This window comes from Bradyrhizobium macuxiense (assembly GCF_001542415.1).
GTDB classification, from domain to species: Bacteria; Pseudomonadota; Alphaproteobacteria; order Rhizobiales; family Xanthobacteraceae; genus Bradyrhizobium; species Bradyrhizobium macuxiense.
Genome location: NZ_LNCU01000034.1, coordinates 151,030 through 166,316, shown reverse-complemented (window position 1 = coordinate 166,316; position 15,287 = coordinate 151,030). Strand labels below are relative to the sequence as shown.

General features: G+C 63.7%; 14 protein-coding genes and 1 pseudogene. 11 read left to right on the top strand and 4 right to left on the bottom strand.

Annotated features, from left to right (window positions below; translation table 11 throughout):
• The first annotated feature begins 23 nt into the window (after positions 1-23).
• On the top strand, positions 24-1,376 hold the full coding sequence (locus AS156_RS08785; RefSeq protein WP_245312627.1) for an MFS transporter: 1,353 nt from the start codon (positions 24-26) through the stop codon (positions 1,374-1,376).
• Positions 1,377-1,705: 329 nt separating this feature from the next.
• Positions 1,706-2,551 (top strand): IclR family transcriptional regulator, encoded by an 846-nt coding sequence (locus AS156_RS08780; protein ID WP_160331068.1) that lies wholly within the window; start codon positions 1,706-1,708, stop codon positions 2,549-2,551.
• Between the two features lie 105 nt (positions 2,552-2,656).
• On the opposite strand, the gene petA is transcribed toward AS156_RS08780, so the two are convergent.
• A complete protein-coding gene (gene petA / locus AS156_RS08775) occupies positions 2,657-3,310 on the bottom strand; it encodes a ubiquinol-cytochrome c reductase iron-sulfur subunit (RefSeq protein ID WP_066502940.1) in 654 nt (217 codons plus the stop codon).
• A 463-nt stretch (positions 3,311-3,773) separates the two neighbouring features.
• Here petA and AS156_RS08770 point away from each other — a divergent pair, with 463 nt between their 5' ends.
• The 7 genes from AS156_RS08770 (at position 3,774) to AS156_RS08740 (ending at position 9,727) form a co-directional block, all read left to right on the top strand.
• Entirely contained in the window at positions 3,774-4,190 is a 417-nt protein-coding gene (locus AS156_RS08770) for a hypothetical protein (protein ID WP_066502713.1), read from the top strand.
• Positions 4,187-5,035 (top strand): alpha/beta fold hydrolase, encoded by an 849-nt coding sequence (locus AS156_RS08765; RefSeq protein WP_066502711.1) that lies wholly within the window; start codon positions 4,187-4,189, stop codon positions 5,033-5,035. Before AS156_RS08770 ends, AS156_RS08765 begins: the two co-directional genes overlap by 4 nt.
• Before the next feature lie 30 nt (positions 5,036-5,065).
• Positions 5,066-5,977: an amino acid ABC transporter substrate-binding protein gene (locus AS156_RS08760; RefSeq protein ID WP_066502709.1), complete on the top strand. Its 912-nt coding sequence runs from the start codon at positions 5,066-5,068 to the stop codon at positions 5,975-5,977.
• A gap of 245 nt (positions 5,978-6,222) precedes the next feature.
• Positions 6,223-6,954 carry an amino acid ABC transporter permease gene (locus AS156_RS08755; protein WP_066502706.1) on the top strand — a complete coding sequence of 244 codons (732 nt, stop codon included), beginning with the start codon at positions 6,223-6,225 and terminating at the stop codon, positions 6,952-6,954.
• 2 nt (positions 6,955-6,956) lie between these two features.
• Positions 6,957-7,649, top strand: a complete 693-nt coding sequence (locus AS156_RS08750) for an amino acid ABC transporter permease (RefSeq protein WP_066502933.1) — start codon at positions 6,957-6,959, stop codon at positions 7,647-7,649.
• 229 nt (positions 7,650-7,878) lie between these two features.
• Complete coding sequence (locus AS156_RS08745) at positions 7,879-8,610, top strand: amino acid ABC transporter ATP-binding protein (protein WP_066502704.1); 732 nt, start codon at positions 7,879-7,881, stop codon at positions 8,608-8,610.
• Between the two features lie 256 nt (positions 8,611-8,866).
• Entirely contained in the window at positions 8,867-9,727 is an 861-nt protein-coding gene (locus tag AS156_RS08740) for a D-amino-acid transaminase (RefSeq protein ID WP_066502702.1), read from the top strand.
• 217 nt (positions 9,728-9,944) lie between these two features.
• Here the strand turns inward: AS156_RS08740 and AS156_RS08735 are convergent, their stop codons facing one another.
• The 3 genes from AS156_RS08735 to AS156_RS08725 all read right to left on the bottom strand — a co-directional run bounded on the left by AS156_RS08735 (position 9,945) and on the right by AS156_RS08725 (position 13,517).
• Positions 9,945-10,403 carry a carboxymuconolactone decarboxylase family protein gene (locus tag AS156_RS08735; protein WP_066502699.1) on the bottom strand — a complete coding sequence of 153 codons (459 nt, stop codon included), beginning with the start codon at positions 10,401-10,403 and terminating at the stop codon, positions 9,945-9,947.
• A 33-nt stretch (positions 10,404-10,436) separates the two neighbouring features.
• Positions 10,437-12,056 (bottom strand): MDR family MFS transporter, encoded by a 1,620-nt coding sequence (locus tag AS156_RS08730; RefSeq protein WP_066502696.1) that lies wholly within the window; start codon positions 12,054-12,056, stop codon positions 10,437-10,439.
• A gap of 303 nt (positions 12,057-12,359) precedes the next feature.
• Positions 12,360-13,517, bottom strand: a complete 1,158-nt coding sequence (locus tag AS156_RS08725; RefSeq protein ID WP_066502693.1) for an HlyD family secretion protein — start codon at positions 13,515-13,517, stop codon at positions 12,360-12,362.
• A 142-nt stretch (positions 13,518-13,659) separates the two neighbouring features.
• On the opposite strand from AS156_RS08725, the gene AS156_RS08720 reads away from it, so the two are divergent.
• Together AS156_RS08720 and AS156_RS42770 are read left to right on the top strand one after the other, a co-directional pair.
• Entirely contained in the window at positions 13,660-14,571 is a 912-nt protein-coding gene (locus tag AS156_RS08720) for a LysR family transcriptional regulator (RefSeq protein WP_066502691.1), read from the top strand.
• Between the two features lie 458 nt (positions 14,572-15,029).
• Positions 15,030-15,287: pseudogene (locus AS156_RS42770) on the top strand (hypothetical protein); the annotation flags it as partial.

The following is a 15,287-nucleotide window of genomic DNA, read 5'->3' as shown; positions in this document are numbered from 1 at the left end:
GAATGTCGCTCGGAGACAAAGACGTGGATGCCCGGCCCAAGGCGGGGCACGACGAGTTGAAAAAGCAGCGCCTAACATCAGCTAAGAGCGAGATGAACCTGACAACGCCCCTCAATACTCAAGCCGATGTCGCCACGAAGAAGAACATCACCAAGCTGATCGTCGCGACCTCGGTCGGCAATGCGCTCGAATGGTACGACATCTCGATCTACGCCTATTTCGCGGTGTACCTCTCGAAGGCGTTCTTTCCGGCGAATGATCCGACCACCTCGCTGCTGCTGACCTTCGGCTCGTTCGGCTTGTCGTTCCTGGTCCGCCCGATCGGCGGCATCATGCTCGGCGCCTATGCCGACCGTCACGGCCGCAAGGCCTCGCTGATGCTGTCGATCGTGCTGATGACACTGGGCACGCTCGCGCTCGCGCTGATGCCGACCTATGCGAGCATTGGCATCGTGGCGCCGATCGCGATCATCCTGGCGCGCCTGGTGCAGGGATTTTCCGCCGGCGGCGAGTTCGGCTCCTCGACCGCGTTCCTGGTCGAGCACATGCCGGAGCGGCGCGGTTTTGTCGCGAGCTGGCAGTTCGCGAGCCAGGGCGTCAGCGGCTTGTTGGGCGCGGGCTTCGGTGCGCTGCTGACCTCGCTTATGAGCCCGGAGGACCTGCAATCCTGGGGCTGGCGGCTGCCGTTCCTGTTCGGCGTGCTGATCGGCCCGGTCGGCATCTACATCCGCAACCATGTCGACGATGCGACCCCGCCGCCGGCAGGCAAGCAGGAGTCGCCGGTCAGGGAGGTGTTCGCGCGGCAGAAGCTTGCCACGATCCTCGCGATCGGCGCGCTCGCGGTGTCGACCGCGGTCAACTACCTCATCGTCTACATGCCGACCTATGTGGTGAAGACGCTGAGCCTGCCGCCATCGGTCGGCTTCATGGCCTCGTTTGCCGCGCAGACGGCGGTCGCGCTGCTCGCGCCGATTGCCGGCATGGTCTCGGACAGGATCGGGCGGACCACGCACATGATCCTGTTCGCATTGCTGCTGCTGGTGTCGATCTTTCCGGCTTTCCTGCTGCTCACCGGCAAGCCGACACCGACGATCATTCTGCTCGGCGTGCTCTGGCTCGGCGTCCTCAAGTCGCTCTATTACGGGCCGCTGGCGGCGCTGATGTCGGAACTGTTTCCCCCGGCGACGCGCGCGACCGGGCTCGGTCTCAGCTACAATATCGGCGTCACATTGTTCGGCGGCATGGGACCTGCGATCATGACCTGGATGGGCGGCTTCGCGCCGATCGGCGAGCTGGCGCCGGGCTACTATCTCACCGCCGTGTGCATCCTCAGCCTCTGCGCGCTGTTCACGATTCGCCGGATGCGGCTGGCCTAAAGCGCGATGAGATCAGGCTGAATCGTCATCGCGCTTTAGCTTTTTGTTTGAGCATGATCTCCGCGCAAACGCTTCGAGTTTGTCGCGAGGGAAAACCGCTTCACACTTTTCCGGATCATGCTCTAGCTGCATCCGGGCCTGATTTCGTGCTACGAAATTCACATTTGTTAGGTTGCTGCAAAGCAACGCAAATAGTCGAAATCAAAGTTTCATCTGACGAAAGTATACGATGTGCCGCGGCCGTTATCCGCTCTAGGATGATGGCCACGCGGAGCCATGTCCATGACGGACGTTGTGTCCGGATCAGGATTTGTAACCGAGGGTATGGCATGAACGCCTCCACGACTGCGACCGCACGGGCCGGCCGAAAGAGGGCGTTGCCGGAGCCGGGCCAGCCCGACAAGTTCAACGCGATCCAGAAGGTCTGCGCGATCCTGCGCGTGCTCGCGCAGCGTTCGCCGCTGCGCCTGACCGACATCGCCGATGCCACCTCGCTGAACAAGGCCACCGCGTTGCGGATACTCAACTCGCTGATCGAGGAGGGCTTTGTTGCCCGCGTCGCCGGCGCCAAGACCTACGAGCTCGGCCAGGAGGCGCGGGTGATGGCGGTCGGCGCGCGGCGCTCGGTCGACATCGCCGAGCTGGCGCAGCCGAGCCTGTTGCGGCTGTCCGAGCGCTCCGCCGATACGGCGCTGCTCTCGGTGCGCTCCGGCGTCGAGGCGCTCTATCTGGCGCGCTCGGTCGGCAGCCATCCGTTGCAGCCGAACTATCTGCAGATCGGCAGCCGCCGTCCGCTCGGCGTCGGCGCCGGCGCGCTCGCGCTGCTGGTGTGGCTGCCGGATGCGGAGATCGAGGCTGTTATCGAGGTGATCATGCCGCGGCTGGCGAAATCGCCGCGCATCACGCCAAAATTCCTGCGCGAGCGCGTGGCCTTGGCGCGCAAGGCAGGCCATACCGTGTTGCTCGACGCCGCGTTTCCCGGCATGGGCGGCGTCGGCGTTCCCGTCCGCGATGATGCCGGCGAGGTGGTCGCGGCGCTCTCGATCGGTGCCGCATCCGATCGCATCCGCCGCCGCGAAAGCGAGCTTGCCGAGATGCTGAAGAAGGAAGCCCAGGTGCTGGCGCGCGCAATCGCGCAGGCGCCGAAACCCAGCCGCCCCGCCAGGGTGAGCTGAGGCCAGGCCTGACGGCAAGATGTCTCGCTCAAGACGTTATGATTCTGAACTACGGCCACGGGTTCGAAATACTCTCCCCGTCGGGGAGAGGTGAAACAGTCACCGCTAGATCTGTCTGATCGAGGCGAAGTCGAAATCGGAGCTCTGCGGGTTTTCGCCGACCCGGAGCATGGTGTCGCTCGGGAAGTGATGCGGCGGAACCGGCAGATTATAGGGCGCCGGCACGCCGTGATACACGCGTCCGGCGAGATCGTATTTGGAACCGTGGCACGGGCAGAAATAGCCGCCCGGCCAGTTTGCGGCCGGTGACGTTGCGTTCGGGTCCGGCTCGTACAGCGGAATGCAGCCGAGATGGGTGCAGATGCCGATCACGACGCCGAATTCCGGCTTGATGGAGCGATGCCAGTTCTGCACGTAGGTCGGCTGCTGCAATTCCGACGATTGCGGATCGGCCAACAGCGAGAGCAGCGCCGGGTCCTTGAGCTTCTGCACGGCTTCAGGCGTGCGGTGGGTCACGAACACAGGCCTGGTGCGCCAGCGCAGCACCACCTGCTGTCCCGGCGCGACCTTCGAGAGATCGAGCTCGACCGGCCCGCCTGCCGCCAGTGTTGAGGCATCGGGATTCATCTGGGTGATCATGGGGATGATGGACACTACGGCGCCGACCGTGCCGAACGCGGCGGTCGCGATGTAGAGAAAGTCGCGGCGCGAGGCCTTGTCCGATGTCGATGAAATTGCAGAAGAAGCGGAGTCAGCCATCGCGAATGCCTCCTTATCGAAGGGAGTGCAGATGACGGAACCGTTGCGCGCGATCAAGCTCGGCGAACCCGCCGGATCTGCTGGTGATTGTTCAGAATCGACACATACCGTCCGACCCTGCCACGAGCGATTTGGTTTGATGGCGTCCGTGATCAGGATCGGAGGTGCTGCATCTCGCTGCGATGATTTTCACCGCATGCAACGGGATATGTGGCATCGCTTACCGCGACGGCTAGCCGTATTTCGTTAATTCGGCTTCATCTTCAAGGAAGCAGCAGCCTAGCAGTCGGCTTTGTAAGATTGGCGGCACCTGGCAACGTGCCGAGAAGGGGCGCCTGCCGTTGATCGCGCGTGGCATTTGGTCAAGTGTATAATCTGGGGAACCGTGATATCGCGCCGCCTTGCGGCATCAGGCGCTTCCGGTCATCATGTGCACGCCTGCCGCCGGAACCCTGCTCGACAGATGACACCATCGCCTGACGCCACCGACGACGCCGTGATCCGTGCGTTTGCCGGCCTTCCCGCGTTGCTGGACCGCGCGCCGGCGCTGGTCGTGCGCGGCCGGTTGCTCGATTGCGACTGCCGCCTCGGCCCGATGGATCATCCGTTTTACGCCGCGATCCGCGGTGGCCGCATCGTCGAGCTCACACCGGCGCCGGTCCTGATGCGCTCCTGGCGTTTCTCCTATCGCGCGACGGCGCAGGCCTGGACGGCCTATTGGCAGGCCGAGCCGAAGCCCGGCTGGCATGATCTGCTGGCGCTGACCAAGCGCGGTGAGGCCGTCTTGGAAGGCGACCTGCATCCCTTCATGACACATCTGCAGTACTTCAAGGACCTGCTGGCGCTGCCGCGGGCACAAGCGCAGGCGGCCGCATCATGAACGGCCACATCGAACCGATGGTCGGCCGCTACGTTCACGTCGAGATCGGCGGCGAACTGCACCGCATCTATTTCGAGGAAAACGGGGCAGGCATTCCGCTGGTCTGCCTGCACACCGCGGGGTCCGACGCGCGGCAGTGGCGGCATCTGCTCACTGACGCCGAGTTTGCCGAAAATTTCCGCATCATTGCCTTCGATATGCCCTGGCATGGCAAGTCGAATCCGCCGACAAGCGGGATCGGCGATGAATACCAACTCACCACCGCGCGCTATACCGAGACCATCCGTGCGTTCTGCCGCGCGCTCAAGCTGGAGAAGCCGGTGGTGATGGGCTGCTCGATCGGCGGCCGCATCGTGCTCAACCTCGCGATCGAACATGCGGCCGAGTTCCGGGCGCTGATCGGGCTCGAGGCCGCCGACTTCCAGGCGCCGTGGTACGACACCAACTGGCTGAACCGTCCCGACGTTCACGGCGGCGAGGTCTGCGCAGCGCTGGTGTCGGGCCTTGTCGCCCCGCAGAGTCCGCCGGAGGCGCGGATGGAAACGTTGTGGGCCTACAAGCAGGGTGGCCCCGGCGTGTTCAAGGGCGACCTCTACTTCTATCGGGTGGACGGCGACCTACGCGGCCGGGTCGGGTCAATCGATACTAAAGTATGCAGGCTCTATCTGCTCACGGGCGAGTATGATTTCTCTTGCACGCCTGAGGACACGAGGCGGACGGCAGCGGCAATAGGGGGCGCCAGCGTCACGATCATGGAGAAGCTCGGTCATTTTCCGATGAGCGAGAATCCCGAACAGTTTCGCCGCTATATCGCACCCGTCCTCGCCGAGATCCTCGCGCAATAGATCGATCGTTTCCATTCAAGGAGTAGAGGTATGACACGCAATTATCTGATCGGCTTCGCGCTCGCCGCCGCGCTCGGCGCGGGCCAGGCGCAGGCCGACGAGCTGACCGGTACGCTGAAGAACATCAAGGACACCGGCGCCATCACGCTCGGCTACCGCGATTCCTCGATTCCGTTCTCGTATCTCGACGACAACCAGAAGCCTATCGGCTACGCCATGGACATCTGCTACAAGATCGTCGATGCCGTGAAGAAGGAGCTGAAGCTCGACAAGCTTGAGGTCAAGCTCACCCCGGTCACCTCGGCCACGCGCATTCCGCTGATGGCCAACGGCACCGTCGATCTCGAATGCGGCTCGACCACCAACAATGCCGAGCGCGAGAAGCAGGTCTGGTTCACCAACACCCACTTTCTGACCGCGAGCCGCTACGTCTTCAAGAAGTCGAGCGGGCTCAAGTCGATCGACGATCTGAAGGGCAAGACGGTGGTCTCGACCGCCGGCACTACCAACATCAAGCAGCTCACCGAGGCCAATGTCGAGCGCAAGCTCGGCGCCAACATCATCCCGGCCAAGGATCACGCTGAAGCCTTCCTGATGGTCGAGACTGACCGCGCGGTGGCCTTCGTGATGGACGACATCCTGCTGGCGAGCCTCGTGGCCGGCTCGAAGTCGCCTGATGACTACGTCATCTCCAAGGATGCGTTCTCGACGCCCGAGCCCTACGGCATCATGCTGCGCAAGGACGACAAGCCGTTCAAGAAGGTCGTCGACGCCGCGACCGCCGCGCTCTACACCAGCGGCGAAGGCAAGAAGATCTACGACAAGTGGTTCACCCAGAAGATTCCGCCGAAGGGCCTGAACCTCAACGTTCCGATGGGGCCGGAACTCGCGCATGAGTTCGCCAAGCCGTCCGACTCGCCGGATCCGGCCTCTTACAAGTAAGGGAGCTCGACTTCCTCCGCGTCATTGCGAGCGGAGCGAAGCAATCCATTGTCACCGAGCGTAAGGAAGCATGGATTGCTTCGCTCCGCTCGCAATGACGCGGATAGATCCCTGCCTCTTTCGGGGCAGGGTTTTTGAAAGTAAGCGTGTCCGGCCATTTTTGGAGGAGAATGGCCGGACATTTGCATAGACGTCGCGTTCGGATTTGACGTCGTGCATGATCGTCGCGGCACCGCGGGGGACCCGTGAACTATAACTGGAACTGGCATATTTTCCTTGAGCCGAACCCGATGGGGACCGGCACCTATCTCGACCTGTTGCTGGCGGGATTGGTGGTCACCGTCGAGGTGTCGCTGCTCGCCTGGATCATCGCGCTCGTCACCGGCTCCGTGGTCGGCGTGATGCGCACGCTGCCGTCGCGGACGGCGTCGGCGATCGGCTTCGCCTACGTCGAATTCTTCCGCAACATGCCGCTGCTCGTGCAGCTCTTCCTGTGGTTCTTCGTGCTGCCGGAGCTGCTGCCGAAGTCGGCCGGGCTGTGGCTCAAGCAAATGCCCAACGCGCCGTTCTGGACGGCTGCGATCGGCATCGGCCTGTTCATGTCGGCCCGCGTCGCCGTGCAGTTGCAGGCGGGCATCGGCTCGCTGCCGCGCGGGCAGAAGCTGGCTGCGACGGCGCTCGGATTGACCACGGTGCAAACCTATCGCTACGTACTGTTGCCGATGGCGTTCCGGATCATCCTGCCGCCGCTGACCTCCGAGTTCCTCAACACCATCAAGAACAGCGCGGTGGCCATCACCATCGGGCTCCTGGAGCTGACCGGCGAGGCGCGCTCGATGCAGGAGTTCTCCTTCCAGGTGTTCGAGGCGTTCACGGCGGCGACCGTGCTCTACCTCCTGCTCAACTTCGTCGTGGTGACCGCGATGCGCTTCCTCGAGCGCCGCGTGGCGATCCCTGGCTATATTTCGGGGAAATGACGATGATCGGCAATTTCGATTTCGACGTCATCCGCCGCGCGCTGCCCTATCTGTTTTTCGAGGGCATGCGCTTCACGCTGACGCTCACCGCACTGTCCGCGTTCGGCGGCCTCGTGTTTGGCACGCTGATCGCCATGATGCGGCTGTCCGGCTACCGGCTGCTCGCGCGCGTCGCCGGTCTCTATGTCGACTTCATACGCTCGCTGCCGCTGGTGCTGGTGATCTTCTGGTTCTACTTCCTGGTGCCCTATATCGGGCAGTGGCTGACAGGCGCGTCGCGGCCGATCTCGGTCGGCGCGTTCGCGTCCTCGCTGATCACCTTTATCGCATTCGAGTCAGCCTATTTCTCCGAGATCATGCGCGCCGGCATCCAGTCGATCTCGAGGGGGCAGCCGGCCGCGGCCAACGCGCTCGGCTTGACCTACGGCCAGACCATGCGCTACGTCGTGCTGCCGCAGGCGTTCCGCAACATGCTGCCGGTGCTGCTGACGCAAACCATCGTCCTGTTCCAGGACACCTCGCTGGTCTACGTGCTGTCGATCACGGATTTCCTCGGCGCCGCCAGCAAGGTCGCGCAGCGCGACGGCCGCCTGGTCGAGATGTACCTGTTCGCGGCGCTGGTTTACTTCGTCATTTCCAGTATCGCATCCATCGGCGTCCGCCGCCTGCAGGCGCGTATTTCAATCGTGCGGTAGCTTGCCATGCGACCTTCAGCTCGAGGCACGGATACCTTCACCTCTCCCATAGGGAGAGGTCGGCGCACTCGGATCGGCGCTTCGCGCCGTCCGAGCACAGGCTACGCGCCGGGTGAGGGGATTCGGCTTATCGATCGAGCTAAACCCCTCACCCGGATCGCTCGCGCGATCCGACCTCTCCCCATGGGAGAGGTGTCAGAGCTGTATTCGTTGCAACCTTGAGTCAGGCATGATCGAAATCAATCACGTCGATAAATGGTACGGGCCGAGCTTCCAGGCGCTGAAGGACTGTACCACCAGCGTCACCAAGGGCGAGGTGGTCGTGGTTTGCGGCCCGTCCGGCTCGGGCAAGTCGACCCTGATCAAATGCGTCAATGCGCTGGAGCCGATCCAGGGCGGCGAGATCATCCTCGACGGCATCAAGGTCAACGACCCCAAGACCGACCTGCCCAAGCTGCGCTCGCGCGTCGGCATGGTGTTTCAGCATTTCGAGCTGTTCCCGCATTTGCGGATCATCGACAATCTCTGCCTCGCGCAGGAGAAGGTGCTCGGCCGCAAGCATGAGGAGGCCCTCGCCAAGGGCAAGAAGCTGCTCGACCGCGTCGGGCTGACGGAGCATGCGACCAAGTTTCCCGCCCAGTTGTCGGGCGGCCAGCAGCAGCGCGTCGCGATCGCGCGTGCACTCGCGATGGATCCGATCGCGATGCTGTTCGACGAGCCGACCTCGGCGCTCGATCCCGAAATGATCAGCGAGGTGCTCGACGTGATGGTCGACCTCGCCCGCGACGGCATGACCATGATGGTCGTCACCCACGAAATGGGCTTCGCCAACAAGGTCGCCGACCGGGTCATCTTCATGGACCGCGGGGAGATCGTCGAGGACGCCAAGAAGACCGATTTCTTCGGCAAGCCGCGCAGCGACCGGGCGCAGAAGTTCTTGTCGAAGATCCTGCAGCATTAGCTCTGAAGCGGCGGCCCATCCGTCGTCATTGCGAGCGTAGCGAAGCAATCGGTCCACGGGCGCGGAGGGATGGATTGCTTCGTCGCTTCAGCGCAAAATTGCTTCGCAATTTTGTCGCGAGCTCCTCGCAATGACGGGCTGGGCCGGGTTGGCCTCTTCGAGGCGCCCCGGAATGACGGGCTGCAGGGTTTATCCGCGTTAACAATTTGCGTATACGAAGGCCTGAAACCGCCCTTCCGTCCGCAGGAGAACTCGCTTGGAAAAGATCGCTTACGTCAACGGCTCGTTCGTGCCGCACTCGGAGGCCAAGGTCTCGGTCTTCGACCGCGGATTCCTGTTTGCCGACGGCATTTACGAGGTGGCCGCGGTGCTCGACGGCAAGCTGATCGACAACGCCTCGCATCTGGCGCGGCTGGAGCGTTCGGTCGGCGAGATCAAGCTGGCGCTGCCGGAGACCCTGGGGCGGATCGAGGAGCTCCAGAAGGAGCTCGTCAAGCGCAACGACCTCGTCAACGGCATGGTCTATCTCGAGGTGACCCGCGGCGCCGACAAGGGACGCGATTTCGCCTTCCCGAAGGCGGACGTCAAGCCGACGCTGATCATGTTCACCTCGGAAAAGGACATCATCAACGCGGCTTCGGCCAAGACCGGCATCAACGTCATCACCGTGCCCGACATCCGCTGGACCCGGCGCGACATCAAGAGCGTGGCGCTGCTGGCGCAGGTGCTGGCCAAGCAGGCCGCGGCCGAAGCCGGCGCCGGCGAAGCCTGGATGATCGAGGAGGGCAAGGTCACCGAAGGCGGCTCGTCGTCGGCCTTCATCGTCACCAAGGACGACGTCATCGTGACCCGGCAGAACGGCAACGAGATCCTGCCCGGCTGCACCCGCAAGGCCGTGGTCAAGCTCGCCGAGGAGCGTCAGCTCCGCATCGAGGAGCGCGCCTTCACGGTCGAGGAAGCGCTCGCCGCCAAGGAAGCCTTTATCACCAGCGCATCGGTGTTCGTGCAGGGCGTGGTCGCGATCGACGGCAGGAAGGTCGGCGACGGCAAGGTCGGTCCGATGACCGCCCGCCTGCGCGAGATCTATGTCGACTTCGCCCAGGCGACGGCGGTGTGATCTTTCCACATTCGTGGTGTCATCGCCCGGCTCGCCGCCTTCGCTTAAGCTTCGGCGCGCCAAGGATTGATGGCCTCGTCGAAGTCTTGGCGTAGACGGGGACCGGGCGACCCAGTATTCCAGAGACGTCGGTGCGTGAGCCGAGAGGCCGCGGCGTACTGGATGCCCCGCATGAAGCGGGGCATGACAGCGGAATATAGGGCGGACAGGATGAGGCTCACGCCGCCGTCTTCGCCTTGACAGGATGCACCGCGCGGAAGCCGATGGCGATCCGGTTCCAGGCGTTGATCGTGCCGATCAGCGTGGTCAGGTTCATGAGTTCGCTGTCCGTGAACTCGGCGCGTACGGCCTCGTAGTCGGCGTCGGGTGCGTGCGTTTCCGAGACCAAGGTCAGCGCCTCGGTCCAGGTCAGTGCCGCGCGCTCGCGCTCGCTGTAGAGGGGTGACTCGCGCCAGGCATTCAGCAAATAGAGCCGCTGCTCGGTCTCGCCGTGCTTGCGGGCGTCCTCGGTATGCATGTTGATGCAGTAAGCGCAGCCGTTGATCTGCGAGGCGCGGGTCTTGACCAGTTCGATCAGCGATTGTTCGAGACCGCTTGCGCTGATCTGGCTTTCCACCGCGACCAGCGCTTTCATGGTCTCGGGTGCGGCCTGGTAGAAGTTCATGCGGGGCTTCATGGTCGTTCTCCGTCTTCGGTTGAGTATCGATGTTCAGTGCGCGCCGCCGTCGGCAAGATGGCCCGGCTTCTTCAGGAACAGGCCCGCGATCAGCGCCGCGATCAGCGCAGCGCCGAGCAGGTAGAAGGTGTCGCTGAAGGCGAGGATGAAGGACTGCTTCTGCACGATCTTGCCGATCGCGACGAACGCGCGGCTGGTGGCATCCGCCTGGTTGGCGACGCCATGGCTCATGAAGTACTGGGTCAGCTGCGCGATCCGCGCGCGGGTCGCTTCCTCGAACAGCGAGACCGATTGACTCAGCACGTTGGAGTGAAACTGCTCGCGCTTGGTCAAGAGCGTCTGCAGCACGGCGATGCCGACGGCGCCGCCGAGGTTGCGCATCATGTTGAACAGGGCGGAGGCGGAGCCGGCGTTCTCCAGCTCGATGCCCGCGGTCGCAACCGCGGACAGCGGAGCCATCACCAGCGCCTGGCCGACCGCGCGGACGATGTTGGGCCAGAACAGCTGGTCGGTGGCGTAGTCGTTGGTCATGTAGATGTTCATGAAGTTGGAGCCTGCGAACAACGCGAAGCCGACGGTGATCAGGATGCGCGAGTCGAAGCGCTGCATCAGCTGCGGCACCAGCGGGATCAGCACGAGCTGCGGCAGCCCGGTCCAGGCCAGCACCATGCCGATCTGCTCGGCGTTGTAGCCCTGGATGCGCGACAGATACTGCGGCAGGATGAACACCGAGCCGTACAGTGCGATGCCGAGCAGGAAGTTCGCGAGCATGCCGAAGCCGAAATTGCGACGCACGAGCAGGCGCAGATTGAGCAGCGGCTTTTCGACGGTGAGTTCGATCACCAGGAACGCGGTCAGCGCGACGGCTGCGATCACCGACAGGCGGACGATGAAGGGCGAGCCGAACCAGTCGTCCTTGTTGCCTTCCTCGAGCACCGTCTGCAATGCGGCGAGGCCGATGGCCATGGTGATGATGCCGGGCCAGTCGCCCTTCGCGAGCAGCGACAACTTCATCGGGCTTGAGTCGAGCGAACCGTACAGCATGCCGATCATGATCGCGCCGGGCACCAGGTTGACATAAAAGATGTACTGCCAGCCCCAGTTCTCGGTCAGGTAGCCGCCGATGGTCGGGCCGATCGCGGGCGCAAACGTCGCCGACAGCGCGAACAGCGCGAGCCCGATCGGCTGCTTCGCCTTCGGCAGCAGCGTGATGATCAGCGTGAACGCCATCGGGATCAGCACGCCGCCGGAAAAGCCCTGCACGGCGCGGAGCACGATCATCTGCGGCAGGTCCTGCGCCAGCGCGCACGCCGCCGAGAACACCAGGAACAGGAACGCATTGACGAGGAGATATTTGCGCACAGAGAACACCTGCGCGAGCCAGCCGCTCAGCGGGATCACGATGATCTCGGCGATCAGATAGGAGGTCGAGATCCAGCCGCCGTCATCGATGCCGGCGCCGATCGCGCCTTGCACGTCGGCGAGCGAGGCGTTGACTATTTGGATGTTGAGCACCGCCATGAACGCGCCGAGGTTGGCCCCGATCACCGCGATCCACGTCTTCGTCGAAGTCGCGGGCGCGGTCGGCGTGGCCTGCGGGGTTTTGAGATCGGCAGCGTTGGCTGCGTTGAATGTGGGCTGGAGCGCGGTCATTGGGGTCTCCGAGTTGCTTGCAATGAACATGCATTACGAAGCTGCTTTCGATAATCGCTGAAAAACCGGAAGGATTGTCCGCCTGCGATTGATAATGAGCCGAGCAGCTATGACGCGTGGCGTCGGCACATCGTTTACGAGCGTTCAGTTCGTAAGGTGTGCACGCTGGCCAGGCTCCCTCCCCCTTGCGGGCCACAAGGAGGGAGGGAGCCCTGCCGTCCGTGATCGCGGCACGAAGAAGAGCTGCTCCGGCGATCGATCGCGTTTTGTAACGTCGATTGCGCTTCTGTTCGTCGACGACTCTTAGCTGCCGTTCCCACGTGCTGTTGTCGCGTCCGCAGCAACATGCTTGCCGGCCCCACGCTCCGCCAGCACCGTCGCCTTGGTGTTGACGGTCGGGATCGCGGACATGCCCGGGCGCAGCAGGCCGGCGAGCTTGTGGTCGTCGAGCACGATCTTCACCGGCACGCGCTGCACGATCTTGGTGAAGTTGCCGGTGGCGTTGTCGGGCGGCAGCAGCGCGAACTCGAGGCCGCTCGCCGGCGACAGGCTGTCGACATGGCCCTTCAGCGTCGTGTTGCGGAAGCTGTCGACGGTGAGCTCGACCGGCTGGCCGTTGCGCACATTGGTGAGCTGGGTTTCCTTGAAATTGGCGACCACGTAGACTGCATCGAGCGGCACAACGGCCATGAGCTGCGTGCCGGCCTGCACATACTGGCCGACGCGGAGCGTGCGGGCGCCGACCGTGCCGTCGACCGGCGCGGTGATCTGCGCATAGGACAGGTTCAGCTCCGCCTGCTGCTCGACCGCGCGCGCCCGGTCGACCTGCGCCACGGCCTGCGCGCGCTGCGTCGAGAGCACGTCGACCTTGCGCTCGGCGGCCGACAGGCCGGACTTCGAGCCCTGCAGTTGCGCGGTGCTGGAGCGCAGCGCCGCGTCGGTCTGCTGCGCGCGCTGCACGGTGCCGGAGCCCGTCTTCATCAAATCGTCATAACGGGCCCGCTCTTCCTGCGCGAATTTCAGATTGGCCTCGGCGGCGGTGACGTCGGCCTTGCCCTGCTCGATGACCGGCTGCTGCAGAGAAAGTTGCGCGTCGAGGTTGCGCACAGACGCTTCGGCGGCGGCAACGTCGGCCTTGGCCTGGTTGAGCGCGGCGCGGTAGTCGCGGTCGTCGATCCGGGCCAACAACTGCCCCGCCTTCACCGGCTGGTTGTCGCGGACCAGGACCTGCGCGATGTAGCCCGATACTTTCGGTGCAATGATCGTGGAGTCCGCCTTCACATATGCGTCATCGGTGGACTCGAGGTAGCGGCCGGTGGTGACGTAGTCGTAGCCGAAATCGCCGGCGACGGCGATGCCGAGCGCCGCCGCCAGCGCAAGCGCCGCCCGCTTGATCGCCTTCCGCGATGGGCGCAGGCCAATTTTTGTAGTTTCTTCAGTCACATAAGTGGCGGTCGACATGGCATCCTCCGGATCGATGCACGCGTCCTCAGACGGAGGGCGCCGGCTTCCGCGCTTTAGATGCAATGTTCTCCCCTCTGTGATAATCCCGATAAAACTGGAAGCATTATCAAGCCAGCGCGGATAATCCGGACCTTGCCAAATGGATCGCCTGACCAGTCTGACCGCCTTCGTCCGGGTTGTGGATGCCGGCGGCTTTTCCGCAGCCGGCCGCAAGCTCAACATGTCCACGACCATGGTGAGCAATCACGTCCAGTCGCTGGAGGATCGGCTCGGCGTGCGCCTGCTCAACCGCACCACGCGCAAGGTCGGCCTGACCGAGATCGGCCAGACCTATTACGACCGCTGCGTCCAGATCCTCGCCGACATCGAACAGGCCGACGACATTGCGGGGGCGCTGCAGTCGGTGCCGCGCGGCACGCTGCGCATCTTCACCAACACCCACATCGTCCAGTTCCTCGCGCCCGCGGTCGCCGAGTTCCTGGCGACCTATCCCGAGGTCAAGGTCGACCTCGCGATCGGCGAGCGCCATGCCGACTTGCTCGACGAGAATTTCGACCTCGCGGTGCAGATCATTCCGCCGCGCGATTCAAGCCTGATCGTGCGCAGCATCGCCACCTGGCGGCACGTGCTGTGCTGCTCGCACGGCTATATCGAGCAGCACGGCAAGCCGGAGCAGCTCGCCGATCTCGAGACGCGCAACTGCGTCCGCCACGTCAACTACCCCTACGGTTTCGAATGGCAGTTCGTCGATCGCAAGGGCGCGCCGGCATCGGTGAAGGTGTCAGGCAATCTCACTTCCAACAGCGGCGAAACGTTGAAGCTCGCGGCACTTGCCGGTGTCGGCGTGTTCCTTGCGGCGGGTTTCCTGGTTCGCGATGAACTCGAGTCGGGGCAGCTTGTCCGTCTTCTCCCCGAATACCGGCCGGTCGAGCTCACGATGAACGCGGTCTATCCGCATCGCCATCATTTGTCGGCGAAGGTGCGGACCTTCATCGACCTCCTGGCGCGCCACGCCACCGAGCAGCAGAAGCTGATCAATCCGTATTCGTGATGCGAATATGCGGCAGGGGCCGCGTGAGCGTCGCGCTGCTACCCGGCGATGCCTCCGCGGTCACCTAATCGCTCAATGACACCCTCCTTTTTGCTTGCAGCTAACCCCAAAGAGTTAGCCGAGGTCCTCTTCACGAGGACTAGGCTTCGCATGTCGACGGGGTGTCGTGACTTTTCAAGACAGATCATATCGCCATGCGGCGGCGAAGTAATGTGGATGCGATCGGAAGAGGGCCGCTGTGGTTCGCTGCGGCCTTCCTGGCGGCGTGTGCGCCGGGCGCGCTGGCGAACGACCTCGGCCGGAGGAGCGACACATCAAAGCCTGTCGCGCAGATGGCGGCGAGTGATCCGCAGCGCACGCAAGCCGCGACGACAAGTGACGAAGCCTGCTATTCAAAACGAGCGGTTGACGCAGACTTGGCGAGTTTGCGAGAATTACTGCAGCGGGAACGCGACCGCGTGGGCCGGCTGGACCGGCTGGAGAAGGATCTCGTGGCGGCGCGGCGCGATGCCGAGACGCAGACCGCGCTGGCGACCAAGACCGGCGCCGAGGCAAGCCATCCGAAGATGACCGCGGACGCCGGCTCGGCGGACCTGCGAAAATCGCTGCAGCAGGAACGCGACCGCGCGAGCCGGCTGGAACAGGATCTCGCGGCGTCGCGACGCGATGTCGAGACGCAGACCGCGCTGGCGACCAAGGCGGGCGCCGAGGCAAGC

Bases quoted from the DNA above. Each gene is read 5' to 3' on its own strand.
- AS156_RS08720 (WP_066502691.1), top strand. From the start codon at position 13,660: ATGGATCGCCTGACCAGTCTGACCGCCTTCGTCCGGGTTGTGGATGCC.
- AS156_RS08750 (WP_066502933.1), top strand. From the start codon at position 6,957: ATGATCGGCAATTTCGATTTCGACGTCATCCGCCGCGCGCTGCCCTAT.
- AS156_RS08745 (WP_066502704.1), top strand. From the start codon at position 7,879: ATGATCGAAATCAATCACGTCGATAAATGGTACGGGCCGAGCTTCCAG.
- AS156_RS08760 (WP_066502709.1), top strand. From the start codon at position 5,066: ATGACACGCAATTATCTGATCGGCTTCGCGCTCGCCGCCGCGCTCGGC.
- AS156_RS08725 (WP_066502693.1), bottom strand. From the start codon at position 13,517: ATGTCGACCGCCACTTATGTGACTGAAGAAACTACAAAAATTGGCCTG.
- AS156_RS08770 (WP_066502713.1), top strand. From the start codon at position 3,774: ATGACACCATCGCCTGACGCCACCGACGACGCCGTGATCCGTGCGTTT.
- AS156_RS08735 (WP_066502699.1), bottom strand. From the start codon at position 10,403: ATGAAGCCCCGCATGAACTTCTACCAGGCCGCACCCGAGACCATGAAA.
- AS156_RS08730 (WP_066502696.1), bottom strand. From the start codon at position 12,056: ATGACCGCGCTCCAGCCCACATTCAACGCAGCCAACGCTGCCGATCTC.
- AS156_RS08765 (WP_066502711.1), top strand. From the start codon at position 4,187: ATGAACGGCCACATCGAACCGATGGTCGGCCGCTACGTTCACGTCGAG.
- petA (WP_066502940.1), bottom strand. From the start codon at position 3,310: ATGGCTGACTCCGCTTCTTCTGCAATTTCATCGACATCGGACAAGGCC.
- AS156_RS08780 (WP_160331068.1), top strand. From the start codon at position 1,706: ATGAACGCCTCCACGACTGCGACCGCACGGGCCGGCCGAAAGAGGGCG.